The following is a 23,807-nucleotide window of genomic DNA, read 5'->3' as shown; positions in this document are numbered from 1 at the left end:
ACTGCGGGCGAAAATCATTTATCGAGGTAGAGCACCTCGCCCTGGTAACCCGCGAGGAGCACCCGGGCCTTCACCCAAGGCGCCAAATCGGAACAGGCCTGCGCCACCTTCCCGCAGACCAGTTCGATCAGCGCCGGGTCGTTACCCGAAGCCTCGAGCACATGACGCGCCGTGTTCGCCCCGTGGGCCAGATGCTCAAGGTGCGCCGTCCGCGGATCGGCCTTCATCCACGATGCCAGCGTGACCAAATCCAGTTCCGACGAGGTGACGTGGGTCTGTTCATGCCCGCAGGCGATCTTCACCAGCTTGGCGAACTGCCCGGCGACCACGACCTCTGGCACCCCTTTCTTTGCGCAGCTCTTCAGCGAGTAACCGAAATGATCCCCCATCATAATGAAGGATTCATCGGTGAGTTTAAGCTGCTGCTGGGCCACGAGCTCGGAGGTGCGTCCCGTTGAGAGGACCACGAGACGGGAGCCGCAGGCGAGCGCGACATCTATGGAAGCATCGACCGTGTCGGTCCAGGCCCTGGTGGAAATCGGCTTGACGATCCCGGTGGTGCCGAGGATGGACAGTCCCCCTACGATTCCCAGCCGCTCGTTGAGCGTCTTCTTCGCGAGTTCCTCGCCGTTGGGGATGCTTATGGTGAAGGTGAGCGTCGCCGGGATGCAGCGCAGGGCGAAGACTTCCTTCACCACCTCCATGATCATGCTGCGCGGCACCGGGTTGATGGCCCATTCACCCACCGGGACTGCGAGCCCCGGCTTGGTTACCTTACCGATGCCGACGCCCCCCTTGACGACGATGCGGTTCTTGGTGAACATGTCCGCCTTGGCGGTGACATGGATCTCCGCGCCGTTGGTCACGTCCGGATCATCGCCGGCGTCTTTCACCACGTAACAGGATGCCGTGTTGTCGCGCAGCACGCCCCCGTGGATCCGGAAACGCGCACCCTTGCCGCAGGGGAGCGTGAGCTGAACTTCCTCGACCAGGGTCTGGTCGCGTAGCATCTGGGCGGCGCCCTTAACGGCAGCAGCGGCACAGGCTCCTGTCGTGTAGCCGTATCTCAATTCTTTCCCGCTCATATTTCATCCCATCTGAAGACGAAAACCATTCTATTGAATTGCATCACAAATGCAGGCCGGTAACGGGTCCCGGCAAAACTACATCAAAGCGCCGATGCGGATGCTTCCGCCTGGATCAGTATCGCGTTCATCACCGCGGCGGCCACGTTGGAGCCCCCCTTGCGGCCGGTGTTGGAGACGAACTGCAGCTCAGGGAATTCCCGGGCCAGTTCCTTCATGGCTTCCTTGCTCTCCGCGGCGCCGACGAAACCGACCGGCAGCGCCACGATCAGCCTGGGACGGACCCCTTCCTCGCGTACGAGCCTGATCAGCTCGAATAACGCGGTCGGTGCGTTGCCGATGACGAAGATGCCGTTTGCCGCATCCCTTGCCGCCTTGCGCATGGCGAGGATGGAACGGGTGACGCCCTGCTCTTTCGCTTCCTTCGCCACCTGCGGGTCCGCGACGAAGCAGGAGGCCTGCACCTTGAAGCGTCCGAGCCGTTCCTTGCTCATCCCGGAGATGATCATGTTGGTATCGGTGACCACGCCGAGTCCGTCGCGGAGCGCCGCGATGCCGCTTGCCACCGCCTTTTCCGTGATCACCATGCTGCGGGCGTAATCGAAATCGGCGCTCGTGTGGATGGCGCGGCGCACGAGGGGCCACATCTGGGCGTTCCAGTCGTGCTGCCCCAGTTCCTCCTCGATGATCCGGAAGGATTCCGCCTCGATCTCCTCGGGGCGCAGGTGCACCGACATCAGTGCCACCTCTGCTCGGTGAGGCTTTCCGCGACGCGCTCCACCACCACCTCGGCCAGCTTGTCGTGCACGCCTAGATGCTTGCCGAGCACCATTTCCACGCCGGGGTGGCGCTTTCTCGCCTCTTCCAGTTCTTCCGGGAGGTCCTCCTGTACGTGGGCGCCCATGTAGAGGAAATAGGGGACGAGGAGGATGCGCTCCGCCCCTTGGGCGACGCAGGCGTCGACCCCCTGCTGGATGTTCGGGAGGTGCTGTTCGCGGAACGAGACCTCGACGATCTCGAACTGGGTCATCTTTTTAACACGGGCCGCGATCTCGTTCACCGCGTTGTTCGCCTCGGCGATCCTGCTGCCGTGCGCCATGAGCAACAAAGCTGTCTTCATAAAAACCTCGAAAAACGTTCAGCGTTCAACGTTCAGCGTTCAATTGAATTGTTTGGCGTTGGCATCCCCACCTCGGCTTCGGGTACTTGCCGCCGCCGTTAGGTTGCCATAAATGGATGTACAGGCTCGAACGTTGAACGTTGAACCTTGAACGGCCGTTCCGCCGTTACATCCACCCTTTCTGGTACTCGTGGATCAGCTTCTCCACGGCGCGCTTCGCACCGGCTTTCCAGGGCCCAACTGCGGCGAGGGTAAGGTTCTTCGGCGCGAAGAGGGCGTGTGCGGTGTGCATGAGCTGCTCGCCCCCGATGGCACCGGCCTCGATGCGATCCTCATCGATGCTCCGGACAAGCGACATAAGCTCGCCCCAGCCGTAACGCACCTGCATCTCGTAAGTGGAATCGGCGCTGTACTCGAGATCGTAGAAGTACCCTTCCTTGACCCGCGCGAGCTCCGCCTCCCCCACCTCCTCGAAGGCAAGACTCTTCACCTCGCGCAGCACCTCGGATACGGCAAGCACCAGGTTCTCCGGCGCAGTGGCAAGCTCGACGGCGAAGGCGCCGGTCTCCTCGTAGGCGGAAAGCGAAGCGTCCACGGAGTAGACGATGCCGAGCTTCTCCCTCAATGAGAGGTGCAGACGAGAGGTCCCGCCGCCGCAGAGGATGCGCCGCATGAGCCTTAAGATCATGAGCCGCTTGTCCTGCCGCGCGAAACCGCGGAAGGCGATCTGCAGGTTCACTTGGCTGTCGGAATCCTTCACGAAGAGCGAGCGCGGCTCGTCCTGCAGCTCGACCGGCGGCAGCAGCGCAGGAGGCCTGCCTCCCCCCCATCCCGCGAAGTGGCTCTCGCAGGCGGCGAAGAACGCATCGGAATCGTGCCTTCCTGCCGCGACGATCAGGGCGTTTCCCGGCACGTAATGGGCGGCGAGATAGGCGCGCAGATCCTCGACAGTGATTCCCTTGATGCTCTCGAGATAACCGATAGTCGGGGTGCCAAGCGGATGGTCCGGCCACAACAGCTTGCTGCAGAGGTTGCTGGTGTTGGTCTCCTCGCCGCGCTCGTTGATGTCCTCTAGCGCCTCCTCGGTGATGATACGCTTCTCGATCTCCAGCCCCTCAAGGGTGGGAGTGAGCAGCATCGAGGAGAACAGGCGAATCCCCTCGCCGATCTGGTCTGGATGCACCCGCGAGAAGTAGCAGGTGGTCTCCTCGTCAGTCGCCGCATTCACGCTGCCGCCGATCGCCTCAAAGGCGATCTCGAGTTCGAGATTGGAGGCGAACTCGCTTGAGCCGCGAAAGAGCATGTGCTCGAGGAAGTGGGAGATACCAGCCTTGCCGGGAGTGTCGTTGCGCCCTCCCGCCTTTATGTAGATGGCGATCTCCGCGCTGTGCAGGTGCGGCATCTCGACCGAGACGAGGCGCAACCCGTTGGGGAGGACCTTCTTGGTACAACTGAACATCTAACCTCCGAACTTCAGAGTGCCGCCCCCTTCAGGGTAAGCCAGGCAACCGCCGCGTAGCGGGCGAGCTTGCCGGTCAGCACCAGTAGAGAAAAGCGGATGAAACCGACACGCAGCACGCCGCCGACCAGGCAGAGCGGGTCACCGATGACCGGCAGGAAACTAAGGAGTAGCGACAAGGAACCGAAGCGCCGGTAGAACCGCTCCGCCCTGCGCGTGCTCTCCTCGTCCATGCGCAATACCCGGTGCGTCAGGAAGTCCCCGCCGTAGAGACCGATCCAGTAGGTGCTGAGCGCCCCGAGGTAGTTCCCTGCGGTGGCGACCAGCACGACGGCCGGCGGATTTTGCCGCGCAACGAGGAGCGCGACCACCAGCCACTCGGAGCCGAGCGGCAGGAGGGTGGCGGCCAGAAAACTCAGCAGAAACAGGGAATAAAACCCGTAATTGACCAGCCACTCGTGCATTCCGGTCAAATTAGCGGAAAGGGTGCTGATTGTCAAACAGCATTCCATTAGAATGTGGTGGCAATGTATCGAAATTAATCAGGGTGACATTTTTGTGTTGACATTAAAGTCACGAGGTGGCATTTACGCTGACATGATCAACACCGGCTACTTTACCTTTACTAACTTTTACTTTTGGTACGGCTTTTATTTTAGGCCGTCGCCCCGGGTAGAGGTGTAATTTAGGTAGCAGGTACTAAATTCCGAACCGAAAGCTGGGGTGGCAGGACTCTCCTCCCCCTTTACGGTTCGAAGCAGATCAAAGTAAACATCGAACATCATACAAGGGCCGGGGGAGCAATCCTCCGGCCCTTTCGCTTTCGGGGACCAAAGGAGCGTGAGTATGATCGTGGTAATGAAGGCAGGAGCGGCGAAGAAGGACAGGGATGCGGTAACGAAGAGGATCAAGGAGCTTGGGTACACGGCGCACATCATCCGCGGCACGCTGCGCGACGTGATCGGCGCGGTAGGGGACGAGCGCGGCAAGAGCGTCTTGCAGACCATCGAGTCGATGCAGGGCGTTGAGAGCGTGGTTCCCATCCTGCAGCCGTACAAGCTCGCGTCGAAGGAAGTGAAGAAAGAGCCGAGTGTGGTGCGCATCTCGGACACCCTCGCCATCGGCGGCAAGGAACTGGTGGTGATGGCCGGTCCCTGTTCCGTGGAGAACGAGGAGCAGATCATCGAGTCCGCCATCGCCGTCAAGGCGGCCGGAGCGCAGATGCTAAGGGGTGGCGCCTTCAAGCCGCGCACCTCCCCATACTCCTTCCAGGGGCTTGAAGAAGAAGGGCTCAAGCTTCTTGCCAAGGCCCGCGAGATCACCGGGCTTCCCTTCGTCACCGAAGTCATCGATCCCGACTCCGTCGATCTCGTCGCCTCCTACTCCGACATGCTCCAGATCGGCGCCCGCAACGCCCAGAACTTCGCCCTTCTGAAGAAAGTGGGGCAGATCAACAAGCCGATACTTCTGAAGCGCGGCATGTCCATGACCATCCAGGAATTCCTGATGAGTGCCGAGTACGTGATGAGCGAGGGTAACCAGTCCGTCATCTTGTGCGAGCGCGGCATCAGGACCTTCGAGACCGCCACGAGGAACACCCTCGACCTCTCCGCGATTCCCGTGTTGAAATCGAAGACCCATCTTCCCATCGTCATCGACCCCTCACACGGCACCGGGCATTACAACTACATCGCACCGATGTCGTACGCAGCGGTAGCCGCCGGAGCCGACGGTCTCATCATCGAAGTGCATCCCGATCCCGAGAAAGCCTCCTCCGACGGTCCGCAGTCGTTGAAGCCGAAGAAGTTCCACGCCCTGATGGACCGTCTCAGACTCTTCGCTGAAGCAGCCGAGAAGACGCTGTAAAACAGGAGATGGGGGGGCAGGAGGGGCAGTATTCCCCCTCCCAGCCTCCCCCCTCCGGGGAAAGGAGTTTTGCGCCCCCCAGCTTCACCGGCCCGCCGGGTCCACTGTTTTGACCGGCGCTGGCGCAAGTTCCCATTCCGTGTATGCTTTCGGAGAACTTTGCCCGGAGGTGAACCATGTTACTGCGCCCCTTGACGCTTCTTGTGCTGGTCGTCTTCATGCTCGCCGCCGTCCCCGCCGCCGAAGCAGCAAGACGCGGCACCGGCTCTGCCGGTCAAACCGCAACCACCGGCCAGGCCGAGGTGCTTAGCGACTTCGAAACCATCCTCGACCTCTGGCGCGACGGCAAATACGAAGAGCTTTACCAGCGCACCACCGGCGGCAAAGACAGCAAGGAAAAGTTCACCGACAAACTCTCCTCCGCGCCGCGCAAACCCGCCTGCTGCTGGGAAAAGATCCAGGAACCGCGCGTGACCATGAAAACCGCCCATAGCGCCGTGGTGCACGCACGCCTGGGCTTCGAAGCCAGCACACCCGGCACCGAGTTCGTCACCAAGGGGATTAACCTCAAGAAGGAGTCGTCCGGCTGGAGCATCTCGCAATCCGACCTCTACTCCCTGGCCGACCTGACCGGCAAGAAGCGCCGCTACCGTTACATCCCCGTCCAGCCCGTGAAGTGATCACATCCGGCAGCCACTTGAACGGCTAAACGCCCGTCACACTGATGATCCCGCTTGACCCGTGCCACCCCTTTAGGTACTCTAGGCGGATGTCATTAAAACAGAATAGCAACGTCATCAATAAACCCGAACTTCTCTCACCCGCCGGCTCTCTGGAGGCCTTTTTCGCCGCCATGGAAAAGGGAGCCGACGCGGTCTACGCAGGTCTCAAGGACTTCTCGGCACGCGCCAAAGCGAAGAACTTCAGCCTCTCCCAGATGGAGCGCATGACCGCCTACGCCCACGGCAACGGCAAAAAGGTCTACGTCACCCTCAACACCCTGGTTAAGGAAGCGGAACTGCCGCTTCTCGTCGACAACCTGGCCGCACTCGAGGCGATGCGGGTGGACGGCGTCATCCTGCAGGACCTCGCCGTCGCGCGTATCGCCCGTGAATACTTCCCCGGCATCCCGCTGCACGCATCGACCCAGATGACCATCCACAACTCGCTCGGGGTGCGCCAGCTCGAGGAATTAGGCTTCGAGCGCGTGGTGCTCGCCCGCGAACTCCACATCGACGAGATAAAGCACATCGTCTCCACCTGCGACGCCGAGATCGAATGCTTCATCCACGGCGCCCTCTGCTTCTCCATCTCGGGACAGTGCTTCTTCTCCTCCTTCCTCGGTGGCCACAGCGGCAACCGGGGGCGCTGCGCGCAGCCCTGCCGGCGCCAATATAAATATAAGGGGAAGGAAGGGTACTACCTTTCCACCAACGACTTCTCCAGCATCGAAATGATCCCGCACCTGATGGACGCCGGGGTCCACTCCCTGAAGATCGAGGGGAGGATGAAGTCCGCGGAGTACGTGGCGAGCGTCATCGGCGCCTACCGCATGGTGCTCGACGCGGCGCCGGGCGAGCACGCGGCGAAGGTCGCCGAGGCCAAGGAACTCCTGAAACGCTCCTTCGGGCGCGTCCCCACCAAGGGTTTCCTCGCCTCGCAGCACCCGACCGACATCTCCACCCCCTCCATCAAGGGAGCGACCGGCCGTTACCTGGGGGACATCCGAGAGATCCGCGGCAACCGGATCAGCTTCGACACCCGCGACCGCCTGCACGTGGGCGACCGCGTCAGGGTTCAGCCCAAAAGCGACATGGCGGGACGCGCCTTCACCATAAAAGAGCTCTACCTGGGCGGGAAGAAGGTCATGAACGTGAAGGAGAACACCATGGTCTCCACACCGTCCCCCTTCCCGTTCAAGCTCGGCGACTCGGTGTTCAAGGTTTCTTCGGAAACCGCCTTCACCATGAGCGAAAACGCCTGCCTCAAACGCCTGGAGAACGTCAAGGGTGACAGCATCCCCTGCAAGCTGACCCTCTCCTACGCGAACGAAAAGATGCGGATAGACACCCAGGTGCTGGGAAGTGAGCTCACGACCGAGTTCGAGCTGGGCGAACTGGAGCCTTCGCACACAAGTGACATGGAGGGGGTGCTGCGAGCACAGTTCTCAAGGTGCGGAGAAACGCGTTTCACCCTCGCCTCGTTCACTGCCACGGACTTCCCTGCGCTCATGATTCCGCCGCCGAAACTCAAGGAGATCCGGCGCAACTTCTACACCTGGCTTGCCGAGCACGCGCTCGGCTCCTTGAAGGAAAGAAGTGCCAAGGGACGCGAGCGGGCACATGCAGCTCTTGTCGCCAGACGTCCGGGACCGGCGCGGGGCAAAGAGGAACTCGCAGTCAGGGTCGAACAGGTAAAGGACTGGCACGAACTGCACCGTGACATGGTCGACGCCGTGATCCTGCCGGTGTCCAAGGCAAACATGCACCAGTTGGGTCCGTTCTCGAGAAAACTCAAGGGGAGCGAGCAGAAGGTGATCTGGCAGCTTCCTTTCATCATCTTCGAGGCGGACGTACCCTTCTACCGCGAAGCCGTAGAGGCGATCATGCGCGCCGGGTTCCGCCGCTTCGAGCTCACCAACATCTCCCAGTTCCAGATCTTCAAGGGGACCGACGCCGAGTTGAACACGGACTACCGGCTCTTCTCGCTGAACAGCCAGGCGCTTCTTTCCTGGCAGGAGATGGGGGTCACCCGCGCGACGCTCTACATCGAGGACGACAAGGAGAACCTCGCCCGGCTCTTGGCCTGCGACCTCAAGGTGAACCGCGCCGTGCTCCTCTACGCGCCCGTCCCGGTGATCACCTCGAAGATCTCCATCAAGGATGTGAAGGGGGACGTCCCCATCGCCTCGGACCGCGGCGACCTCTATTCCGTAAAGGTGAAGGACAACCTGACCGTCGTGAACGCGCAGACACCGTTCGCCATCACGCAGCACCGAAACGAGCTGCGCCAATTGGGCTGCGGCAGCTTCGTCCTCGACCTTTCGCTCTTGCAGCAGCAGGAGCGTGACAGGGTGCTGGAGGCGTTCCGCAAAGGTGTCGCGGTCCCCGGCGCTTCCGAGTTCAACTACACCGCGGGGCTCGTTTAGGCGATGGGGATCATCGATCGGATCAAGGGACGCATCCAGGACCGGCTCAACGATCCCGCCTTCATGGGACTCGTTCAGGAGCAGAGCCTGAAAGATCTCCTGGTCCGCCGTGAGTTCCGCATCACCGAAGAGTACCTGCAGCGCGAGTTCATGAAGAAGGCGCTCGACGACGAACTCGTGGAGTTCAACCTCACCATCGGCGACGGCTACGGGGAGTTGTCCGGCAGGCTGAAAAAGCGGCTCGTCCCTTTCGCCATCCCGTTCTCTGTGAGCTTCACCATCGAGGGGCTCGAGTTCAGCGCCGCGCGCAAGTGCGTCTTCCTGAAACTGGGGCCGGTAGCGCCGCTGGACCTCGAGTGGCTCACCAGGAAGGTGGTGGAACGGATTCCGTTCATGAGCCTGTCCGGTGAGATGCTTGTCTGCGATTTGAACCGGGTGCCCCGCCTCGCCGAGCTTTTCGCTCAGCGGGTCAAGGGGATCAGCATCTGGGATTACATTACATTGAAAGAGCTCTGGCTTAAGCGGGGCGAAATAGGAGGAAGGGTGGGGGTGGTTTTATGACGGATTATCTGGTACGGGCCATGGCCAAATCGGGGACGGTAAGGGCGTTGACCTGTGTCACAACGGCAACCGTGAGTGAGGTCTGCCATCGTCACGGCACGCTTCCCACGGCCACCGCCGCCCTTGGGCGCGCGCTCACCGCGGGTGCCATGATGGGAGCGCTGATGAAGACCGGACAGCGGGTCGCACTGCGCTTCGAAGGGAACGGCCCCCTCAAGAAGATCGTCATAGAGGCTGACGCAAACGGCAGCGTGCGCGGCTATGTGGGCGACCCGCAGGTGCACCTGCTCCGTCCTGATGGGGCGCTCGACGTCCCCAACGCCCTCGGTCGCGCCGGGTTCATCACTGTTGCCAAGGACCTGGGTCTCAAGGAGCCGTACCGCGGCATGGTGCAGCTCTACACGGGCGGCATCGCCGAAGACCTGGCGCTCTACCTCGTGGAGTCCGAACAGATCCCGTCCGCCGTCGGCATCGCCGAGTTCATCGAACAGGACGGCGAGGTCGCCGCCTGTGGCGGCTTCCTGCTCCAGGCCATCCCCCCCATCGATCCGCTCGTGATCGAGGAACTGATGACCAGGATCGAGCAGCTCCCTCCGTTGAGCGACTTGCTGCAACAGGGAAAGACCCCGGAGGAGATCATGGCACTGCTTCTCGCCGGGATCGATTACGAGATCCTTGAGAAGCGCGCCGTCGGCTTCGCCTGCAGCTGTGGCCGCGAGCGCATCGAGCGGGTGCTCATCTCCATGGGGAAGAAGGAACTGTCCTCCATGCTCGCCGAACAGCACGGCAGCGAGGTGACCTGCGAGTTCTGCGGCGAGAAATACACCTTCGCCGAGAGCGATCTGGAACGGCTCATCAGCGAAATAGCCTGAAAGCTTTAACGCGAAGGCGCGGAGACGCAAAGGGAACATCCTCACCTTCCGGGCCTTCTCCTGCCGTAGGTTTCGGCCCGCAGGCGGGAGAGGGTCTCGGTGATAGCAGGTTTCCTTTGCGCCTTAGCGCCTCCGCATCTTTGCGTTGATAGCCTTTCGGCTTCTCCTTTATTTTTGCGTTATACTTTCCCGGTGCCGCCACACATTAAATCGATCCGGGAGGTGCTCCATGAGAATACACGACATCACCGTCGCCCTGTCCCCCGATCTCCCCACCTATCCCGGTGATCCCCCAATGACCGTCGATCCTTGGCACCACATCGCCAAGGGGGACGGCTCGAACGTATCCCGCATCACCCTCGGTACCCACGCCGGAACACACATCGACCCCCCGCGCCACTTCAACGACACCGGCATAACGGTGGACGAAATCCCGCTCGACCTCCTGATCGGAAAGGCACTGGTCGTTGAAATCAAGGGGGTGAAGAGGATCGGGGCGGAGGAACTGGAGAAGGCGGGCGTGAAGGGGGTGGAACGTCTCCTGATCAAGACGGACAACTCCGCTTTCTGGGAAGACAAGGGGTTCCATGAGGAGTTCGCCGCGCTCACCGCGGAGGGCGCCCACTACCTGCACAAGCACAAGGTGAAACTGGTGGCGGTCGACTATCTCTCCGTCGAACCGATGGACGGCGACGGCGAAGTGCACCGGATCCTTTTAAACGGGGGCGTCCCGGTGATCGAAGGGGTGAATCTGACCGGAGTAGCGCCGGGAGAATACCAGTTGATCTGCCTGCCGATGAAACTCAAGGACGGGGACGGGGCGCCGGTGCGGGCGCTTCTTGTAGGGAACCCCGCCGCGGCGTCGCAGACGGAATTCGATCCGCACACAAGCAGGTGGCCCCTTTCGTAGGAGGGTGGCCTAACGCAGGATGAAGGGGGACCATTGGTCCCCCTTCGTGTTTCCGATAGTTACAGAGCCTTCTTCTTGCAGCACTCCTTCGGGGCCGGCTGGCCAGCCGACTGATCGGGCTGCTGCATCTTGGCGCATTTCGCGCAACCGGCGGCCGTGGGAGCAACCTCGGCCCCTTTCATTTTGGGGCACTTGTCGCACGCAGGCATGGTCGCGGCACCCTTCGGGCATTTGTCACACGCGGGCTTCGCAGCAGCACCCTTCGGGCACTTGTCACATGCGGGCTTCGCGTCTGCACCCTTCAACGGACAATTGGGGCACGGCGCCTCCTTGTCCATATTGGCTGCTTTCGGGCAGTTCGGACACGGAGCGGCGGCACCCTGCTCGATGGCGTCTGCCTTCGGGCAATTGGGGCAGGGAGCCTGCTGAGCCTGGGCCATCTTCGCGCACTTGTTGCAGCCCGGCTGCATCGTACCCTGCTGCTCACCCCATACCGCGAAAGCCCCGGCCACCAGCAGAACGACCGGCAACAGCACCAGCAAAATTCTCTTCTTCATGTAACCTCCCTTTTCTTATTCTTTCGCCTCAATGACTGAGACTGTTCTTGCTTTAGTGACTCGAGCAGTTCCGGGCAAATGATTATTCGCCCCTACCCCGCCGGCTGTTCCTGCTGTTCGAATACGCCCTGCGGTGCTGCCGCTAGAAAGTCCACGTCGAGCGGCGCCACCGCCTCGATGACCTTCCCCTTGGGGCCGGTGAAGCGCATGGCCCGGCAGTGCAGCATCATGCGTGCGGCCGGAACGCCCCCGTAGCTCTCGTCTCCGATGATCGGGAAACCTGAGTGGGCGAGATGTACGCGGATCTGGTGCGTGCGACCGGTAAGCGGCTTCGCCTCGATGGCACTCACACCGTTACCTTCACCCAAAACGTAGAAGACGGTGCGGGCGGGTTTGCCCTTAAGCGACACACCGTAACGGAACTTGCTGACCTTATCGAGCGGTGCATCCACCTTCCAGCTCTGTTCGTCGGGAGACCCGGAAACCAGCGCCCAGTAGGTTTTCTGCACCTTCCCCTCCTTCAGGAGGTTCGAGATGAGGGTTGCCGCCTGCTTATGCTTGGGGAAAAACATGACGCCGCTCGTCCCGCGGTCCAGCCTGTGCACCACGCGGGAAGGATCGCGCAGACCGATGCTCTTCATGTAGCACTCGACCGCGTACTCCACGGTTCCCTTCAACTGGTACGGGGTGCGCTGGCTGTTGAAACCGGCCCCCTTGTACACGGCAAGAAAGTCCTTGTCCTCGTAGAGCAGCTCGTGCTTTTGGTAGACGAGGTCGATGCAGCGCTCGGCGTCCATGATCCCCAGTGCAAGCTCCTCCCCTTCCTTAACCTGGCGCGACGCCACGCGGACCAGCGTCTGGTTCAGGTTGCAGCCGCCCCAATCTATGACGCGGCGGATCTCCCCCTTGGAGAGTTGCGGGAAAATCGCCTTCGCGGCGTCGTCGAGCCTCAGCCCGGCCTGTTCAGCATCTATGCGTGCGGTAAGTATCATGCGATATGTCTCTGGGCGCGCAGCAGCGCGGCTATGGTTTTTCCGTCGGTGATACGGCCGTCCGCTGCCATCGCCACGGCTTCGGCAAAGGGGACCTTCTCGCAGGATATCTCCTCGTAATCCTCGGGCTCGGCGTCACCTTGAGTAAGACCGGTGGCGAGGTAGAGGTGGATCTTCTCGTCGAACACCCCGGGGGATGAGTGCAAAAGGCCGAGCGATATCAGCTTCTCCGCCTTGAGACCCGTCTCCTCGATGAGCTCGCGCTCCGCGCACAGCTGCGGGTCCTCCCCTTTGGAAAGCCGCCCGGCGGGGATCTCCAGCAGGAAGTCCCCCACCGCGGGACGCAACTGGCGGATAAGCGTGATGCAGCCGTCGTCGTGTAACGCGAGAACGGCTGCGCCCCCGGGATGGCGCACGACCTGATAGGTGTACCACCCCTGGCTGCCGATCAGGACGTCCATCTGCTCGACATCCACAACGAGGCCGGTAAAAATTAGGGATCGGTTCTTGGTTTCCATGGTCACCCCCGGAAGATACATACCATTTCCCCGGTATTTTGGCCACGCAGAAATTGTGAGCGAGTGGCGGGACTTTTGTTGCGGGCACCGCTGTCACTTCCCGAGTGCATCGATGGAAGAAACGGTGGATAATATCTTGGGCATCTGCTATCCTTTGGGCTTTATCCAACAATATCAAGGAGAATAGAAAATGGCACAAGCTAAAGAAGGGGACCGCGTAAAGGTTCATTATACCGGCAGGCTCGACGACGGCACCGTGTTCGACAGCTCCGAGTGCGGCGAGGGCGAGTGCGGCCACGACCACGGCCCGTTCGAGTTCACCGTCGGCGCCGGCCAGGTCATTCCGGGCTTCGACGCAGGCGTTAAAGGGCTCGCCGTCGGCGAGAGCAAGACCATTCACATCCCGGTCGACGAGGCGTACGGCGAGAGGATGGAAGAGATGATCGCGGTTGTGCCGCGCACCGAGCTTCCGCCGGAAATGAATCCTGAAGTGGGGCAGCAGCTCGAAGTCACCCAGCAGGACGGCCAGATCTTCAACGTCATAGTAACCGAGGTGACCGACGAATCGATCACCATCGACGCCAACCACCCGCTGGCAGGCCAGGCGCTCAACTTCGACCTCAAGCTGGTTGAGATCCTCTAGACCTCACCGCCCAGGCAATAAAAATCCCCTCCCCGTTACGAGGAGGGGATTTTTTTATCCCGTTTGTCCCGATGCCGTCTAGTTTTCAGGCATGAAGTGCTGCTCGTAAAGGTCCTCGAGTTCCTGCAGGTGGCGGGACTCGTCGGCGAGCATCTTCTTGAAGAGCACCGCCATGGGCGCCCCTTCGCAGCCGCGGGACATCCTGTCGTAGAAATCGATGGAGCCCTTCTCCAGGTGGATGGCATAGGCCAGGGCATCGCGTGCGGTCGATCCGGAGTGGAGGTCCTTCTTCGGCAGGACGTAGCCGAGGTTCATGGTCGGCACCGGCTGTTGCAGCCCTTCCCCACCCTTCATCTCTCCTTCCACCAGCGCCTTTTCCAACTGGTGCTTATGCTCCAGCTCGTCGAACGCCGCTTCCTTGATGATCTGGCGCGCAGCCTTGTCTTTCACGACTTTCAGTGCGGCAAGATACGCACGGTACCCTTCGTTCTCCATCTGGGCGGCCATTTCTATCGCTGCTTCGAATGTGTAACAGACATCACCTTGCTCAGCCATGGACGGTCTCCTGTAGCGTTTGTTTGTGAAAGGCTTTTTAACACAAGAAACTCCGAAGCACAAGATCTTGTATACACTTTCCCCACTTAAATGGAGATTGGGGAAAGAGCTGTTACACTAACGACGGTATTATGACTTTGAGAAGGGGAGCCTCCAGCACTGTTCCCCGTACCGGAGGGGCATATGTTGATCTTTTTGACTGGCGGTACCGGCTTCATCGGCGGACACGTACGTGAGGCGCTGCTCGAGCGCGGGCACAGCATCCGGCTTCTCGTGCACCGTAGAAGTCCCGCCGCCGTCGATCCCGGTGTCGAGGAGATCGAGGGGGACGTGACGCGCCCCGAGACCTTCGAGGATGCGCTACGCGGCTGCGACGCCACGATAAACCTGGTCGGCATCATCCGGGAGTTTCCCGGGCGCGGCATCACCTTCCAGCGCCTTCACGTCGAGGCCACCCGCAACGTCCTAGCCGCAGCAAAAAAGGCGAAGGTGCGCCGCCACCTGCAGATGTCCGCCCTCGGCACGCATGCCGACAGTACCGCCCGCTATTTCAAGAGCAAGTACGAAGCGGAAGAAGAGGTCCGCCGCTCAGGACTCGACTACACCATCTTCCGTCCCTCCATCGTCTTCGGCCCGAAGGACGACTTCATCAACAAGCTCGCGGGATACCTGCGCAGTTTTCCCGCCATGCCGGTGATCGGCGACGGCGAATACCAGTTGCAGCCCATCGCCGCCGACGACGTCGCCCGTTGCTTCGCCGATGCCCTTGAGCGTCCCGACACCGGGGGGCAGGAGTACGACCTCTGCGGTCCGGACCGCTACACCTATAACCAGCTTCTGGACACCATCGGCAAGGTGATGGGGAAAAGTCACGTCGCCAAGATAAACAACCCGCTCCCCCTCATGCGTCTCATCGTCCCCTTCTTCGAGGGGTTCTCCTTCTTTCCCGTCACCTCCGACCAGATCGCCATGCTAGTGCAAGGGAGCACCTGCGACGGCAGCTGGCGCGGCACCTTCAATTTCGAGCCGATTAGGTTTGAGCCCGGCATCCGCAGCTACCTAAGGCCATAGCCCCGTTAGCCGTCCCCACCGCCGCATCTTTACTCTGCAGCCCCTTTCACGTATAGTGAGTCACCCTCATCAAGGAGAGTGCAACGCATGGGCGAGACAGTCAGATTCGGCATTTCCATGGACGACCAACTGCTGGAGAGCTTCGACCGGCTCATCGAACAAAAAGGTTACGCCAACCGCTCCGAGGCGATCCGCGACCTGATCCGGGCCGCCCAGGTCGAACTCGACTGGGAGGAAGGCGAAAAGGAAGGGGTCGGAACCGTTACCCTGGTGTACAACCACCACGTGCGCGACCTCTCCGACAAGCTGACCGAGCACCAGCACGCGCACCACGACCAGATCATCTCCGCCCTGCACGTCCATCTCGACGCCCACAACTGCCTGGAAGTCCTGGTGGTCCGCGGCAAGGCCCGTGACGTGCGCAGGATCGCCGACGAGCTGATCGGCGTGAAAGGCGTGAAACACGGCAAGCTCGTCATGACCACCACCGGAGAGGGCCTTCACTGAGACTATAGCTCCCCTCGCCCCCCGGGAGAGGGGCCGGGGGTGAGGGCGAAGCCACTGGGGAAGCATTCGGAAGCAGACAAGGCTTGAAAAAGGACGCATGAGCAAGAAAGACGACCACTACTGGATGGGCAAGGCCTTGGAGCAGGCGGGCAAAGCGGAATTGATAGGCGAAGTCCCCATCGGCGCCGTCATCGTGAAGGATGGCGCCATTATCGCGCGCGGGCACAACCTGCGCGAGAGCAAGCAGGATCCCTCGGCACACGCCGAGATGATCGCCATACGCAAGGCCGCCAAGAAACTCGGCAGCTGGCGCCTCACCGGCGCGACCCTCTACGTCACCCTCGAACCCTGCACCATGTGCATGGGGGCCATCATCCTTTCCCGGATCGACCGTGTCGTCTTCGGAAGCTACGACCCCAAGGGCGGGGCGGCCGGCTCCCTCTTCGACTTTTCCGACGACAAACGGCTGAACCACAGCGTGGTCCTCACCCCCGGCGTCCGCGGGGAAGAGACATCAACCATCCTCTCCAGTTTTTTCGCGAAGTTGCGCGCGCAGAAGAAAAAGGAGAAAGGCATCCCTGCCTGCTGAGAAAATAAATCTAAATCTTTAGTGCAGTTGAGCCGAAACTTAGAGCATTGATATATTTTCACTCGCTCTGAGAGGGGCTTATGCAACTAGAAGAAATCACCCCCGACTCCATTATGGCGACCCATCACGAGATCTCACGGCTGGCCGCCTATACGGAAGAACTCCTGCAGGGGACAATTGCGTCCGAGGAGCACGCACGATACAAGCTGACCGCCGTGCTGCGGGTCTACAGCGAGCTTGGGCTCATCTGGCGCATTCTGTCAGAGATAGACACGAGAGGCGTACTCACAAAGACCCAGCGTCAGTATCTGCAAGACTTTTACGCCGGCCTCACATACTGATGAGGGATGCCAAACAGGGCTTGAATTTCTGTTTGGAATAAGGTATATCTTTCTGCTCCGACGAACACGAGTCGTCCGAAAGAGCATATCCGGAGAGATGTCCGAGTGGTCGATGGTGCCTGACTCGAAATCAGGTGTACGGCAACGTACCTAGGGTTCGAATCCCTATCTCTCCGCCATTAAAAACAAGGGGTTATAGCTTTAGGCTGTAGCCCTTTTGTTTTAGGTTTTCAAAAGTATGGTAGCTAGTATGGTAGGTATGGGCCTTGCTGGACCGGCAAGAGCACTAAAAAAGGGGCAAGGCCAATTGCCCCCGCCCCTTCCTTTACTCGCCCTGGTCATACTTCTACTTCGTCGACCTAACCGCCACCTCTGCCGCGAAGCCTTCGAACTCTGCGGCGGTGACTCGTACCATGCCCTGCGGTGCCTGCTTACTGCTGCCATACTCCAGCTTTTGCCCGTACTCCGTGCTGTTGCATAAGAAGATCGATCCTTGGCAGTTCCAACTGTCCACGCCTTTAGCCGCTTCCCCCATTGCCGTTTGACCGCTCGGATCGACATAGGCCACGTTGCCAAGCCACGGCGACCCCACCGACACGCCCCAGTTTGCCCTAAAGCGTCCTGTATCGACGGGAGAGCGAAGGATCACCCGCTTGAAAGCTTCGAAGGCTGTCGCCCTTATGGCAACTTCCATTTGCCCCTTGGCCTTCTGTGTCCATTTGCTTATATCATCTGCAAAACCCATATTTCACCTCTAAAAAAGAAAGGGGAGAGGTTGCCCCCCCTCCCCCAGTTAGTTACTCTGCAGAACTTTCGTCCGGCTTCTTGTCGGTCCACTCAAGTGTGGCCTTTACCACATTCAGGTTACACTCAAGAGCTTCAAGAACTATCTCCTGATCCTGCAAGGCCAGCACACCGTCAGGATTTAAAGCATTCATACGTGCTTGGTGTGCCCGTGCGATAAGGTCTGCGGTTATGCCGTGGTCCGGTACGGGGCTTGTCTCCACTGCGTGCAGCTTCTGCCCAGTAGGGTCGAGCGCAGGATCTAGGATCTGTCTAACGCGCTCGCTCATCGGCAGGGACTTCAGATAATCCCTGAATTCCTTACCGACAAGGTAATCGAGAACAGGGTTCCCCGTTCCTTGGTATGGACGAGGGCGGTATTGATTCGCCTCGTTAACGAACTGCTCTCTGATGTTACTCAGCTGCCGTTGATAGTCCGCGATGCGCGGGAGGTATTTCAGGCGCAGTTCGGAAATCTGCTTCTCCCGCCCCTTGTCGGACAGGTCCTGATTCGAGTCGATGGTTCCCTTGCTTTGGATGAAGTGCATCCCCAGCGCGGACAACTCGTTTGTGAAGTTGTCGAAGATCTCCGTTCTTCCTTTTTCCGTCTTTTCGTGCCGTAATCTCGGCAGTACCATTCTCATACCGTGCATATTTATGTTTCTCCTTGCCTATGGCGGTTAGTCCTGCTTGAAGTCGAGAAGCAGGAGCATATAGGACCTGCTGTGGCTTGAAGCGTCCAGCGCCTTAGCTGCGGCGTACTCCGCGTCATTGTGGATAACAACTACCTGGATATCTCCAGCTGATCCACGGGGCACTTGCGTCTGTGTCGCGTTGTCTACGTCGTATGCAATTCTTGCTACGTCTTCTGCTCTCATGTGTTTTCTCCTTGTCGCCTCTCAGCGATAAATAATGCCTCCCTGGGGAGGTTGCTGCTAAAAATGGCGGTCTTCCGAGGCTTCCCTCCATCGCTTCTGCGAGTCCCGATTTTCTTTAAACGATCCAGGTCCGAATATTTTTTCGTAATCGGCAATGGCCTCCAGCCGGTGTTCCTCCCATCCTTGGGGAGTGACCCCGGCAGAATAAAGAAGGTTCTCGTTCACCCTCGCGGAGAGTTCGGAGAAGGTTTCGCCTGCATCCAGCGCGGCTATCATATGACGCCAAATATCACACAACTGGATCGGGGTTAATTCGGGGTGCATGCCCTCTAACCGCTTTACCCTTTCTAACAGACTCATAATTCCCCCTTGCGGCTACAGTCGACGGCCTTGATGATGTAAAGCTGCGTCCCTCGCGGCATGGTTTCCAGCTCGCGCTCGGCTGCTTCTTCTTCCTCTGGAGTGTTTGCGACCCGCACTAGGCCGGGAAGCGGCGGGATGTCTTGAATCGACTGCAACTCCAATCTGTGGACTCTACTCTGCAAAGTCATGGTGTCCCCCCTCTTCCAGCACGAAAATGAGTTTTACGGTACTTCCTGCGCCTTGTGCGTCATATTCCGCTTGAGCTTCCGCCCTATCCTGTTCAGTACGGAATTTGAGAACAAGCTGCAGGTGAGGCCTATGCCCTGGTCCGGTTACAGCTTCTAATCTCGCTAGTCTACAGTCGAGTCTTTTCATTCAGGGCCTCCTGTTCCAGTCGCTCAATCCTCGCTTCCAGTTCGCTGTCGGTAATTAGTCGAGCAAGCGCCTGGAGGATATAAACAAACTTGGTTGCGTCGGATGGGTCGATGTCACCGCGACGTGCCTCACGGTACAACCGGCTTAGTTCGCTTTTGATGTGGTGGAGCTTCGTCAAGGTCAATCTGGTAGGGGGGAGGATAGCTACTTTCACTTTCCCCTTGTTTGATGGGAGTTTATCTTTCAAAATGGCCTCACTTCTAACCTGCTTCACAGCGGTTATGGTTTCGTTATCAATCCGGCGTGGAAAATGTTGTTGTGGCCTTCTCCATCACCCGCCACCGAAGGTCAATCACGGCATCTTCCAGGACCGCCGCCAAGTCACCATCTGACATGCCCTCTGCCGCCATGACGTGAACAGCAGTCTTACCGTCAATCCTTGTCTCAACTCTTAACTGCATGGCCTGCCCCTCCTTGCTGCGTGACATACCTTGCGGTGGTTGTTGCTGCTGCCTTCTTGCTACGCCTCCCCTGCTAGGCTGGGGGGTATGGCTAGACTTATAGAATGTCTAAAGAGTGCTTTAGCGAAAGAAAGGTAAAACCTCTAAATGGTGCTTTAGAACTTGAGGCAGTTTTCACCCTCTTTTTCGGCTAACCTCTAAAGCGCTCTTTTAAGGGGGTTCTAAAGGGCTCTTTGATAGGAATCTGTTCTTAGGTGCTCTCTTTCTCCCGATCTCTCCCATCCTTGGGTTGCCCTTTTTCTTCCTTGGCCTGGTCTTCCATGCCCCTGAGAGGGTGTACAACTGAGCTATGCCCTTTCCGTCAAACGTGCCGCTGGGGCGCGACACCTCAATAAACCCTTCCTCAACCAGCTTCTGCATTGACGCGGTGAACGTTGCCCCTGTCATTTTGAAGACTCGGATCGCTTCGGCATGGGTGAAGCTGAATACCGGCATGCCCTGCTGGTCCTTCTTCTTTTTGAATGCTGCATTCCCTGCCTTTGAACGGCAGGCGAGGTAACAAAAGATGGCCGACGCGGTGAGATTATGCCAGGCTTCATACTCCAGTTCGTGCAGGTGCACTTGGCAGAAAATCTTCTTATATGGGGTGTCTACCTTCTCAGCGTCACGCCCATTGGCCAATACTTTCCCACCCTTACCGGCTGTTCTTCCTTTTTTCCGTTGCGTCGGCCTTTCTAAAGCAGGCTTTAGAGGTTCTGGCTGCGTCGAAGCCTCTTGTGTGACCCCTTCAGCCGGTTCTGGTTCAGTCGGCTGAACTTTCATTTCCTGCACCACTACGGGTTCCGCCTGCCTCTCCTGCACCGGCTCGACAACAGGGGCGGAGTTGTAGAAATTGAAGGGGATCGTAAATTCGTCCACCGGCTCCCCTGCCTTCACCTTCACCGGTGCAGGCCACCTTGCAGCCCATGTGTCATGCTGCACATAAGCGTCACATTCGCCGCGTCGAGCACGCTGCTTGATGAAAGTACACTCAAACCCAGCAGCGGCTGCTTTATCTCCTGCAGCTTCTCGCCAGGGAGTGCTCATATCCTCCCCTCGCGCCTATCTTTGCACTCGCTAAGCAGGATCGAGCGATTAACCAGCACGTTCTTCAGGGATACAGGCAGGCCGCCCCCCGCTTCGTAATCGTGGACAAGCTGCCTTACGGCCTCGCTATCTTCATACTCGAAGGCGCACCTGGGGCTGCACTGGAGTTTGAAGGCTTTGACTTTAAAGCCTGCTGCGCGGACGATAGCCGCCCTGTTAATGTCTCGGTCTGTGATGGTCATGGTTTGTGTCCTCCTGGCTTACGTGCCGCTTCTCAGCGGTGGTTAGGGTATTTGGAACTATGCCGTTTGCTTCAACTGCTTTAACGCGTTCTCTCTTACCTCGCTTATGTGGTCGCGCGTGCCTTCGAGGTTATTGGCCAAAATGGTTAGGCAATCGTCCAACTCATACAAAAGCCTTTTGGCCCCGCCAATCGGGTTAGCGCAGTCATGCCCCCCCTTTTCAGTTGGTAAACACTCTTTCTCGCCCGCCCTAGCCGCATCCAGCAACAATCCTGCGTCGTGGCAGCGATCAGCCAGCCGACACAACAAAGACTCGGCCCTGTTCATGGTTTTTTCCAGGTTCTCAATGGTGTGCGCGTAGACTTCAATCTTTTGCATAGTGTCCTCCCGTTGTGGCCCTTGGGCCGGTTGATGTTATGCTGCTGCGGTGTGGTTCTTCGCGGGCCTGCCCCGCTTCTTGCCGGTGTAAGGCACACCAGGGATAACAGTGACGCTTTGCCTGGAGCTAACCCAGTTCAAAAGCTCACTGAGTTTCCACCCGACTGCTTTTGCGCCAAGGCGTACCCGAAGAGGGGCATTCCCTGCGGCCTCGTCCCGCCTCCATTGCGATGCACTCCGGCCGGTTATCTGCGCCCGTTCCGACTCTCTGACTATGCGGTCTGTCTCTGTACCCATAATTTTTACCTCCTGGCTAGTGGTGAAGCGTCGAGAAATGGTTTGACTATCTATTTATAGTTAGATACCATCGCCATGCACATCATGTCAACTACAAATAGTTAGGAAGAAGAAAATTTATGGCACCTAAGGGAAGGGGTGGGGGCGAGACGCCTAAAAACCTGGTTAGACTTGTGAGGGAAGCCTTAGCAAACTCCAGCCAATCAGCCATCGCCCGAGAAACGGGCCTGACACAATCGGCTATTGGGCGATACTCGAAAGGGGAAGGTGAACCGTCACAGAGCACCCTTGAAAAGCTTGCGAAGTACTTTAACGTTTCAGTTCCGTACCTTCGTGGCGAAGTTGAAGAAACTCTTTTTACTAGTGATCGAGCGGGGGATTGTGTTGAAAGGATTTCTTATAACAACATGAAGTTGTATGAGAAATATGGGAATGAATCGGAAATAATTGAAAACATGACCCTTTGCTTAGAATTGATGAATATCATCAATGAAACGCAGAAAAACGAAGCGGAAAAGGCCAAGAAAGCAGCCGCCACACTTGAACGGTTCGCGGAAATCTTAAATACAAATTCTGAAAAGGCCACCTCTGATTAGGTGGCCTTCTTTTACCTCAGTTCCTTCCTTTCCGCCTCATAGGGATTACCTTCGCGGCCTCGCCCCCAGCAGTAACGCTCACCAACTTCCGCGCCCACGTCTCCAGGGCCTGCTGCTTCTCAAGGTCATACGCATAATGGTTGTAGTTCTTGCGGACCCCGCTCTTAACTCGGCTTACATGGTTCTGCACGCGGTCTATGGTGTCCTCAAAGATCCCTATCTCTGCCATGCGTGACGTGACGGTGCGCCTCAGGTCGTGCGGTACGAAGTGGGGAATCTTCAGATAGTCCTCGACCTTGCTTTCTGGCGAGTGCGGCAGGTTCTCCTTTATGGCATGGGTAAGGGTGCGGACCTCGTAGGGCTTCGGCGGCAACGGTTGCCCTGCAGCGTCACGGTTGATAACCGGCGATTCGAAAATATACCCGTCCTTGTCTCCGATAAGCTCTAAGGCAAGAGGTGTGAGAAAAACCCGGTGCGCCTGCTTATTCTTCGATCTCTCTTCGGGGATCGTCCACCAATTCCCGTCAATCTCGCTTGAGTTCATCCCGATGACCTCCCCTGGTCGCTGCCCCGTGACAAGGATCAACTTCAAGGCTCGGCGTATGTTGTCGCTCATTCTGGAGTTGTCGAGATTAGCCCATAGGGTCTTGATTTCTGCAAAGGAGAGGTTCCGGTCCCGTACCTTGGCCGGTGCCGGTGCCTCCATGCCCATGAAGGGGTTAACCTCCAGCACGTCCCGCTTCACAGCATAGCTGAACAGCTTCCGCGTGTAGGCCAGTGTCCTATTCGCCATGATAGGCGCACGCTTCTCTATCTCGTCCAGCAGGACAACCAAGTCACGGCGCTTGATGTCGGTGATCTTCCGCTTACCCCACGCCGGGACGATTGACGCGTTTAGCGCCCGTTGTATTTCCTTCCACCCCCTGTTCTTCTTCTTGGCGTAGTTGTCGATGTACTCGGTTACAAAGTCGGCAATGAAGGGGGTACGCTTCCGTTCTGCCTTTTCCGCTGCTTTTTCAATCAGGGGGTCCGTACCCCTATCAAGCTTGCCCTTTGCCTCTCTGTGGCGCTTTCTGGCTTCCGCAAGGCTTATTACGCCATACTCCCCTAGATTGAGAAACCGCCGCTTACCCTCGAAGGCGTAGGCATAGTAAAAAACCTTTGTGCCGGTACCATACACGCGGACCCCGAAGCCGTCGCCCTCCAGGTTGTCCTGCAGCCGCTTGTCGGTCTTCATTGCCCGTATGGCGACATCGGTAAATTTCGCTTTGGCGGCTTCCTTCGTCATTGGCTCCCCCACCTACCATACTTTTTTCGTATGGGACCTAGTATGGTAGATTAAATACCGGCTGAACGTGAAATAATATGACTTCACCTGATTTGTATATAGCGCAAAATATCGATGTTTACAATGGTATTTTTACAAAGGAGGGAAATGTATGGAAGGTGCTGATTCTTGTAATTACCTGACTCGAAATCAGGTGTACAGAAAGGTACCTAGGGTTCGAATCCCTATCTCTCCGCCAACTTACAAAAAGGCCAGTCATGATGACT

At 58.6% G+C, this 23,807-nt stretch carries 33 protein-coding genes and 1 tRNA gene; 13 read left to right on the top strand and 21 right to left on the bottom strand.

Annotation, left to right across the window (positions count from 1 at the left end):
* Positions 1-14: 14 nt before the first annotated feature.
* From E4633_RS06650 to E4633_RS06630, 5 genes are all read right to left on the bottom strand, one after another.
* A complete protein-coding gene (locus E4633_RS06650; RefSeq protein ID WP_135869434.1) occupies positions 15-1,085 on the bottom strand; it encodes a cobalt-precorrin-5B (C(1))-methyltransferase in 1,071 nt (356 codons plus the stop codon).
* Between the two features lie 83 nt (positions 1,086-1,168).
* Positions 1,169-1,822 (bottom strand): precorrin-8X methylmutase, encoded by a 654-nt coding sequence (locus E4633_RS06645; RefSeq protein WP_135869433.1) that lies wholly within the window; start codon positions 1,820-1,822, stop codon positions 1,169-1,171.
* Positions 1,822-2,205: a sirohydrochlorin chelatase gene (locus tag E4633_RS06640; RefSeq protein ID WP_135869432.1), complete on the bottom strand. Its 384-nt coding sequence runs from the start codon at positions 2,203-2,205 to the stop codon at positions 1,822-1,824. Before E4633_RS06640 ends, E4633_RS06645 begins: the two co-directional genes overlap by 1 nt.
* Positions 2,206-2,371: 166 nt before the next feature.
* Positions 2,372-3,664, bottom strand: coding sequence for a M16 family metallopeptidase (locus tag E4633_RS06635; protein WP_135869431.1), 1,293 nt, complete (start codon positions 3,662-3,664; stop codon positions 2,372-2,374).
* A 14-nt stretch (positions 3,665-3,678) separates the two neighbouring features.
* Positions 3,679-4,128 carry a YqaA family protein gene (locus E4633_RS06630; protein ID WP_135869597.1) on the bottom strand — a complete coding sequence of 150 codons (450 nt, stop codon included), beginning with the start codon at positions 4,126-4,128 and terminating at the stop codon, positions 3,679-3,681.
* Positions 4,129-4,510: 382 nt separating this feature from the next.
* On the opposite strand from E4633_RS06630, the gene aroF reads away from it, so the two are divergent.
* From aroF to E4633_RS06600, 6 genes are all read left to right on the top strand, one after another.
* A complete protein-coding gene (gene aroF / locus E4633_RS06625) occupies positions 4,511-5,530 on the top strand; it encodes a 3-deoxy-7-phosphoheptulonate synthase (RefSeq protein WP_135869430.1) in 1,020 nt (339 codons plus the stop codon).
* Between the two features lie 176 nt (positions 5,531-5,706).
* The gene (locus E4633_RS06620; protein ID WP_135869429.1) at positions 5,707-6,210 is read left to right on the top strand and encodes a hypothetical protein; all 504 of its coding nucleotides are present in this window, start codon (positions 5,707-5,709) and stop codon (positions 6,208-6,210) included.
* 89 nt (positions 6,211-6,299) lie between these two features.
* A complete protein-coding gene (locus E4633_RS06615) occupies positions 6,300-8,678 on the top strand; it encodes a peptidase U32 family protein (RefSeq protein WP_135869428.1) in 2,379 nt (792 codons plus the stop codon).
* Between the two features lie 3 nt (positions 8,679-8,681).
* Complete coding sequence (locus E4633_RS06610) at positions 8,682-9,239, top strand: hypothetical protein (protein WP_135869427.1); 558 nt, start codon at positions 8,682-8,684, stop codon at positions 9,237-9,239.
* The gene (gene hslO, locus E4633_RS06605) at positions 9,236-10,111 is read left to right on the top strand and encodes an Hsp33 family molecular chaperone HslO (protein ID WP_135869426.1); all 876 of its coding nucleotides are present in this window, start codon (positions 9,236-9,238) and stop codon (positions 10,109-10,111) included. Before E4633_RS06610 ends, hslO begins: the two co-directional genes overlap by 4 nt.
* Positions 10,112-10,340: 229 nt before the next feature.
* Positions 10,341-11,021 (top strand): cyclase family protein, encoded by a 681-nt coding sequence (locus E4633_RS06600; RefSeq protein WP_135869425.1) that lies wholly within the window; start codon positions 10,341-10,343, stop codon positions 11,019-11,021.
* A 59-nt stretch (positions 11,022-11,080) separates the two neighbouring features.
* Here E4633_RS06600 and E4633_RS06595 read toward each other — a convergent pair whose 3' ends face one another.
* From E4633_RS06595 to E4633_RS06585, 3 genes are all read right to left on the bottom strand, one after another.
* Positions 11,081-11,578, bottom strand: coding sequence for a hypothetical protein (locus E4633_RS06595; RefSeq protein WP_135869424.1), 498 nt, complete (start codon positions 11,576-11,578; stop codon positions 11,081-11,083).
* A 92-nt stretch (positions 11,579-11,670) separates the two neighbouring features.
* Positions 11,671-12,570: an RluA family pseudouridine synthase gene (locus E4633_RS06590; protein WP_135869423.1), complete on the bottom strand. Its 900-nt coding sequence runs from the start codon at positions 12,568-12,570 to the stop codon at positions 11,671-11,673.
* Positions 12,567-13,088, bottom strand: coding sequence for an NUDIX hydrolase (locus E4633_RS06585; protein ID WP_135869422.1), 522 nt, complete (start codon positions 13,086-13,088; stop codon positions 12,567-12,569). Before E4633_RS06585 ends, E4633_RS06590 begins: the two co-directional genes overlap by 4 nt.
* Before the next feature lie 190 nt (positions 13,089-13,278).
* Between E4633_RS06585 and E4633_RS06580 the strand changes: the two genes are divergently transcribed.
* A complete protein-coding gene (locus E4633_RS06580) occupies positions 13,279-13,731 on the top strand; it encodes an FKBP-type peptidyl-prolyl cis-trans isomerase (protein WP_135869421.1) in 453 nt (150 codons plus the stop codon).
* 78 nt (positions 13,732-13,809) lie between these two features.
* Here E4633_RS06580 and E4633_RS06575 read toward each other — a convergent pair whose 3' ends face one another.
* The gene (locus E4633_RS06575) at positions 13,810-14,286 is read right to left on the bottom strand and encodes a ferritin family protein (protein WP_129124617.1); all 477 of its coding nucleotides are present in this window, start codon (positions 14,284-14,286) and stop codon (positions 13,810-13,812) included.
* Positions 14,287-14,469: 183 nt separating this feature from the next.
* Between E4633_RS06575 and E4633_RS06570 the strand changes: the two genes are divergently transcribed.
* The 5 genes from E4633_RS06570 (at position 14,470) to E4633_RS06550 (ending at position 16,973) form a co-directional block, all read left to right on the top strand.
* Positions 14,470-15,357 carry a complex I NDUFA9 subunit family protein gene (locus E4633_RS06570; protein ID WP_135869420.1) on the top strand — a complete coding sequence of 296 codons (888 nt, stop codon included), beginning with the start codon at positions 14,470-14,472 and terminating at the stop codon, positions 15,355-15,357.
* Between the two features lie 87 nt (positions 15,358-15,444).
* Positions 15,445-15,864, top strand: a complete 420-nt coding sequence (nikR, locus tag E4633_RS06565) for a nickel-responsive transcriptional regulator NikR (protein WP_012531991.1) — start codon at positions 15,445-15,447, stop codon at positions 15,862-15,864.
* A gap of 97 nt (positions 15,865-15,961) precedes the next feature.
* Entirely contained in the window at positions 15,962-16,453 is a 492-nt protein-coding gene (gene tadA, locus E4633_RS06560; RefSeq protein WP_135869419.1) for a tRNA adenosine(34) deaminase TadA, read from the top strand.
* 80 nt (positions 16,454-16,533) lie between these two features.
* Entirely contained in the window at positions 16,534-16,794 is a 261-nt protein-coding gene (locus E4633_RS06555; protein WP_135869418.1) for a hypothetical protein, read from the top strand.
* A 91-nt stretch (positions 16,795-16,885) separates the two neighbouring features.
* Positions 16,886-16,973 (top strand) — tRNA-Ser (locus E4633_RS06550).
* Positions 16,974-17,140: 167 nt separating this feature from the next.
* Here E4633_RS06550 and E4633_RS06545 read toward each other — a convergent pair.
* The 11 genes from E4633_RS06545 to E4633_RS20945 all read right to left on the bottom strand — a co-directional run bounded on the left by E4633_RS06545 (position 17,141) and on the right by E4633_RS20945 (position 21,657).
* Positions 17,141-17,539 (bottom strand): HK97 gp10 family phage protein, encoded by a 399-nt coding sequence (locus E4633_RS06545; protein ID WP_135869417.1) that lies wholly within the window; start codon positions 17,537-17,539, stop codon positions 17,141-17,143.
* 52 nt (positions 17,540-17,591) lie between these two features.
* Entirely contained in the window at positions 17,592-18,230 is a 639-nt protein-coding gene (locus E4633_RS06540; protein ID WP_135869416.1) for a hypothetical protein, read from the bottom strand.
* 27 nt (positions 18,231-18,257) lie between these two features.
* Positions 18,258-18,455 (bottom strand): hypothetical protein, encoded by a 198-nt coding sequence (locus E4633_RS06535; protein ID WP_135869415.1) that lies wholly within the window; start codon positions 18,453-18,455, stop codon positions 18,258-18,260.
* Between the two features lie 57 nt (positions 18,456-18,512).
* A complete protein-coding gene (locus tag E4633_RS06530; RefSeq protein WP_135869414.1) occupies positions 18,513-18,815 on the bottom strand; it encodes a hypothetical protein in 303 nt (100 codons plus the stop codon).
* Positions 18,812-19,006, bottom strand: coding sequence for a hypothetical protein (locus tag E4633_RS06525; protein ID WP_135869413.1), 195 nt, complete (start codon positions 19,004-19,006; stop codon positions 18,812-18,814). The genes E4633_RS06530 and E4633_RS06525 overlap by 4 nt, the downstream gene beginning before the upstream one ends.
* A 167-nt stretch (positions 19,007-19,173) precedes the next feature.
* Positions 19,174-19,440, bottom strand: a complete 267-nt coding sequence (locus tag E4633_RS06520) for a hypothetical protein (RefSeq protein ID WP_198419392.1) — start codon at positions 19,438-19,440, stop codon at positions 19,174-19,176.
* A 46-nt stretch (positions 19,441-19,486) separates the two neighbouring features.
* Positions 19,487-19,654 carry a hypothetical protein gene (locus E4633_RS20425; RefSeq protein WP_162604946.1) on the bottom strand — a complete coding sequence of 56 codons (168 nt, stop codon included), beginning with the start codon at positions 19,652-19,654 and terminating at the stop codon, positions 19,487-19,489.
* 210 nt (positions 19,655-19,864) lie between these two features.
* A complete protein-coding gene (locus tag E4633_RS06515) occupies positions 19,865-20,740 on the bottom strand; it encodes a hypothetical protein (protein WP_135869412.1) in 876 nt (291 codons plus the stop codon).
* A complete protein-coding gene (locus tag E4633_RS06510; RefSeq protein WP_135869411.1) occupies positions 20,737-20,982 on the bottom strand; it encodes a hypothetical protein in 246 nt (81 codons plus the stop codon). The genes E4633_RS06515 and E4633_RS06510 overlap by 4 nt, the downstream gene beginning before the upstream one ends.
* A 57-nt stretch (positions 20,983-21,039) precedes the next feature.
* Complete coding sequence (locus E4633_RS06505; protein WP_135869410.1) at positions 21,040-21,360, bottom strand: hypothetical protein; 321 nt, start codon at positions 21,358-21,360, stop codon at positions 21,040-21,042.
* 36 nt (positions 21,361-21,396) lie between these two features.
* Positions 21,397-21,657, bottom strand: a complete 261-nt coding sequence (locus E4633_RS20945; RefSeq protein ID WP_135869409.1) for a helix-turn-helix transcriptional regulator — start codon at positions 21,655-21,657, stop codon at positions 21,397-21,399.
* Positions 21,658-21,776: 119 nt separating this feature from the next.
* Between E4633_RS20945 and E4633_RS06495 the strand changes: the two genes are divergently transcribed.
* Entirely contained in the window at positions 21,777-22,253 is a 477-nt protein-coding gene (locus tag E4633_RS06495) for a helix-turn-helix domain-containing protein (protein ID WP_135869408.1), read from the top strand.
* Between the two features lie 16 nt (positions 22,254-22,269).
* On the opposite strand, the gene E4633_RS06490 is transcribed toward E4633_RS06495, so the two are convergent.
* Positions 22,270-23,541 (bottom strand): tyrosine-type recombinase/integrase, encoded by a 1,272-nt coding sequence (locus tag E4633_RS06490; RefSeq protein WP_135869407.1) that lies wholly within the window; start codon positions 23,539-23,541, stop codon positions 22,270-22,272.
* Positions 23,542-23,807 lie beyond the last annotated feature (266 nt).

This window comes from Geomonas terrae (assembly GCF_004791675.1).
In the GTDB taxonomy this organism is placed as follows: domain Bacteria; phylum Desulfobacterota; class Desulfuromonadia; order Geobacterales; family Geobacteraceae; genus Geomonas; species Geomonas edaphica.
Note: the sequence above shows the minus strand (reverse complement) of the source record. Positions and strands in the feature narration are given on the sequence as shown.

Coding starts and splice junctions, on each gene's coding strand:
- E4633_RS06610 (WP_135869427.1), top strand. CDS start 8,682: ATGGGGATCATCGATCGGATCAAGGGACGCATCCAGGACCGGCTCAAC.
- E4633_RS06585 (WP_135869422.1), bottom strand. CDS start 13,088: ATGGAAACCAAGAACCGATCCCTAATTTTTACCGGCCTCGTTGTGGAT.
- E4633_RS06640 (WP_135869432.1), bottom strand. CDS start 2,205: ATGAAGACAGCTTTGTTGCTCATGGCGCACGGCAGCAGGATCGCCGAG.
- E4633_RS06580 (WP_135869421.1), top strand. CDS start 13,279: ATGGCACAAGCTAAAGAAGGGGACCGCGTAAAGGTTCATTATACCGGC.
- tadA (WP_135869419.1), top strand. CDS start 15,962: ATGAGCAAGAAAGACGACCACTACTGGATGGGCAAGGCCTTGGAGCAG.
- E4633_RS06530 (WP_135869414.1), bottom strand. CDS start 18,815: ATGAGTCTGTTAGAAAGGGTAAAGCGGTTAGAGGGCATGCACCCCGAA.
- E4633_RS06495 (WP_135869408.1), top strand. CDS start 21,777: ATGGCACCTAAGGGAAGGGGTGGGGGCGAGACGCCTAAAAACCTGGTT.
- nikR (WP_012531991.1), top strand. CDS start 15,445: ATGGGCGAGACAGTCAGATTCGGCATTTCCATGGACGACCAACTGCTG.
- E4633_RS06590 (WP_135869423.1), bottom strand. CDS start 12,570: ATGATACTTACCGCACGCATAGATGCTGAACAGGCCGGGCTGAGGCTC.
- E4633_RS06615 (WP_135869428.1), top strand. CDS start 6,300: ATGTCATTAAAACAGAATAGCAACGTCATCAATAAACCCGAACTTCTC.
- E4633_RS20945 (WP_135869409.1), bottom strand. CDS start 21,657: ATGGGTACAGAGACAGACCGCATAGTCAGAGAGTCGGAACGGGCGCAG.
- hslO (WP_135869426.1), top strand. CDS start 9,236: ATGACGGATTATCTGGTACGGGCCATGGCCAAATCGGGGACGGTAAGG.
- E4633_RS06545 (WP_135869417.1), bottom strand. CDS start 17,539: ATGGGTTTTGCAGATGATATAAGCAAATGGACACAGAAGGCCAAGGGG.
- E4633_RS06515 (WP_135869412.1), bottom strand. CDS start 20,740: ATGAGCACTCCCTGGCGAGAAGCTGCAGGAGATAAAGCAGCCGCTGCT.
- E4633_RS06540 (WP_135869416.1), bottom strand. CDS start 18,230: ATGCACGGTATGAGAATGGTACTGCCGAGATTACGGCACGAAAAGACG.
- E4633_RS06650 (WP_135869434.1), bottom strand. CDS start 1,085: ATGAGCGGGAAAGAATTGAGATACGGCTACACGACAGGAGCCTGTGCC.
- E4633_RS06490 (WP_135869407.1), bottom strand. CDS start 23,541: ATGACGAAGGAAGCCGCCAAAGCGAAATTTACCGATGTCGCCATACGG.
- E4633_RS20425 (WP_162604946.1), bottom strand. CDS start 19,654: ATGCAGTTAAGAGTTGAGACAAGGATTGACGGTAAGACTGCTGTTCAC.
- E4633_RS06570 (WP_135869420.1), top strand. CDS start 14,470: ATGTTGATCTTTTTGACTGGCGGTACCGGCTTCATCGGCGGACACGTA.
- E4633_RS06575 (WP_129124617.1), bottom strand. CDS start 14,286: ATGGCTGAGCAAGGTGATGTCTGTTACACATTCGAAGCAGCGATAGAA.
- E4633_RS06510 (WP_135869411.1), bottom strand. CDS start 20,982: ATGACCATCACAGACCGAGACATTAACAGGGCGGCTATCGTCCGCGCA.
- aroF (WP_135869430.1), top strand. CDS start 4,511: ATGATCGTGGTAATGAAGGCAGGAGCGGCGAAGAAGGACAGGGATGCG.
- E4633_RS06620 (WP_135869429.1), top strand. CDS start 5,707: ATGTTACTGCGCCCCTTGACGCTTCTTGTGCTGGTCGTCTTCATGCTC.
- E4633_RS06595 (WP_135869424.1), bottom strand. CDS start 11,578: ATGAAGAAGAGAATTTTGCTGGTGCTGTTGCCGGTCGTTCTGCTGGTG.
- E4633_RS06525 (WP_135869413.1), bottom strand. CDS start 19,006: ATGACTTTGCAGAGTAGAGTCCACAGATTGGAGTTGCAGTCGATTCAA.
- E4633_RS06535 (WP_135869415.1), bottom strand. CDS start 18,455: ATGAGAGCAGAAGACGTAGCAAGAATTGCATACGACGTAGACAACGCG.
- E4633_RS06645 (WP_135869433.1), bottom strand. CDS start 1,822: ATGTCGGTGCACCTGCGCCCCGAGGAGATCGAGGCGGAATCCTTCCGG.
- E4633_RS06600 (WP_135869425.1), top strand. CDS start 10,341: ATGAGAATACACGACATCACCGTCGCCCTGTCCCCCGATCTCCCCACC.
- E4633_RS06505 (WP_135869410.1), bottom strand. CDS start 21,360: ATGCAAAAGATTGAAGTCTACGCGCACACCATTGAGAACCTGGAAAAA.
- E4633_RS06555 (WP_135869418.1), top strand. CDS start 16,534: ATGCAACTAGAAGAAATCACCCCCGACTCCATTATGGCGACCCATCAC.
- E4633_RS06630 (WP_135869597.1), bottom strand. CDS start 4,128: ATGCACGAGTGGCTGGTCAATTACGGGTTTTATTCCCTGTTTCTGCTG.
- E4633_RS06635 (WP_135869431.1), bottom strand. CDS start 3,664: ATGTTCAGTTGTACCAAGAAGGTCCTCCCCAACGGGTTGCGCCTCGTC.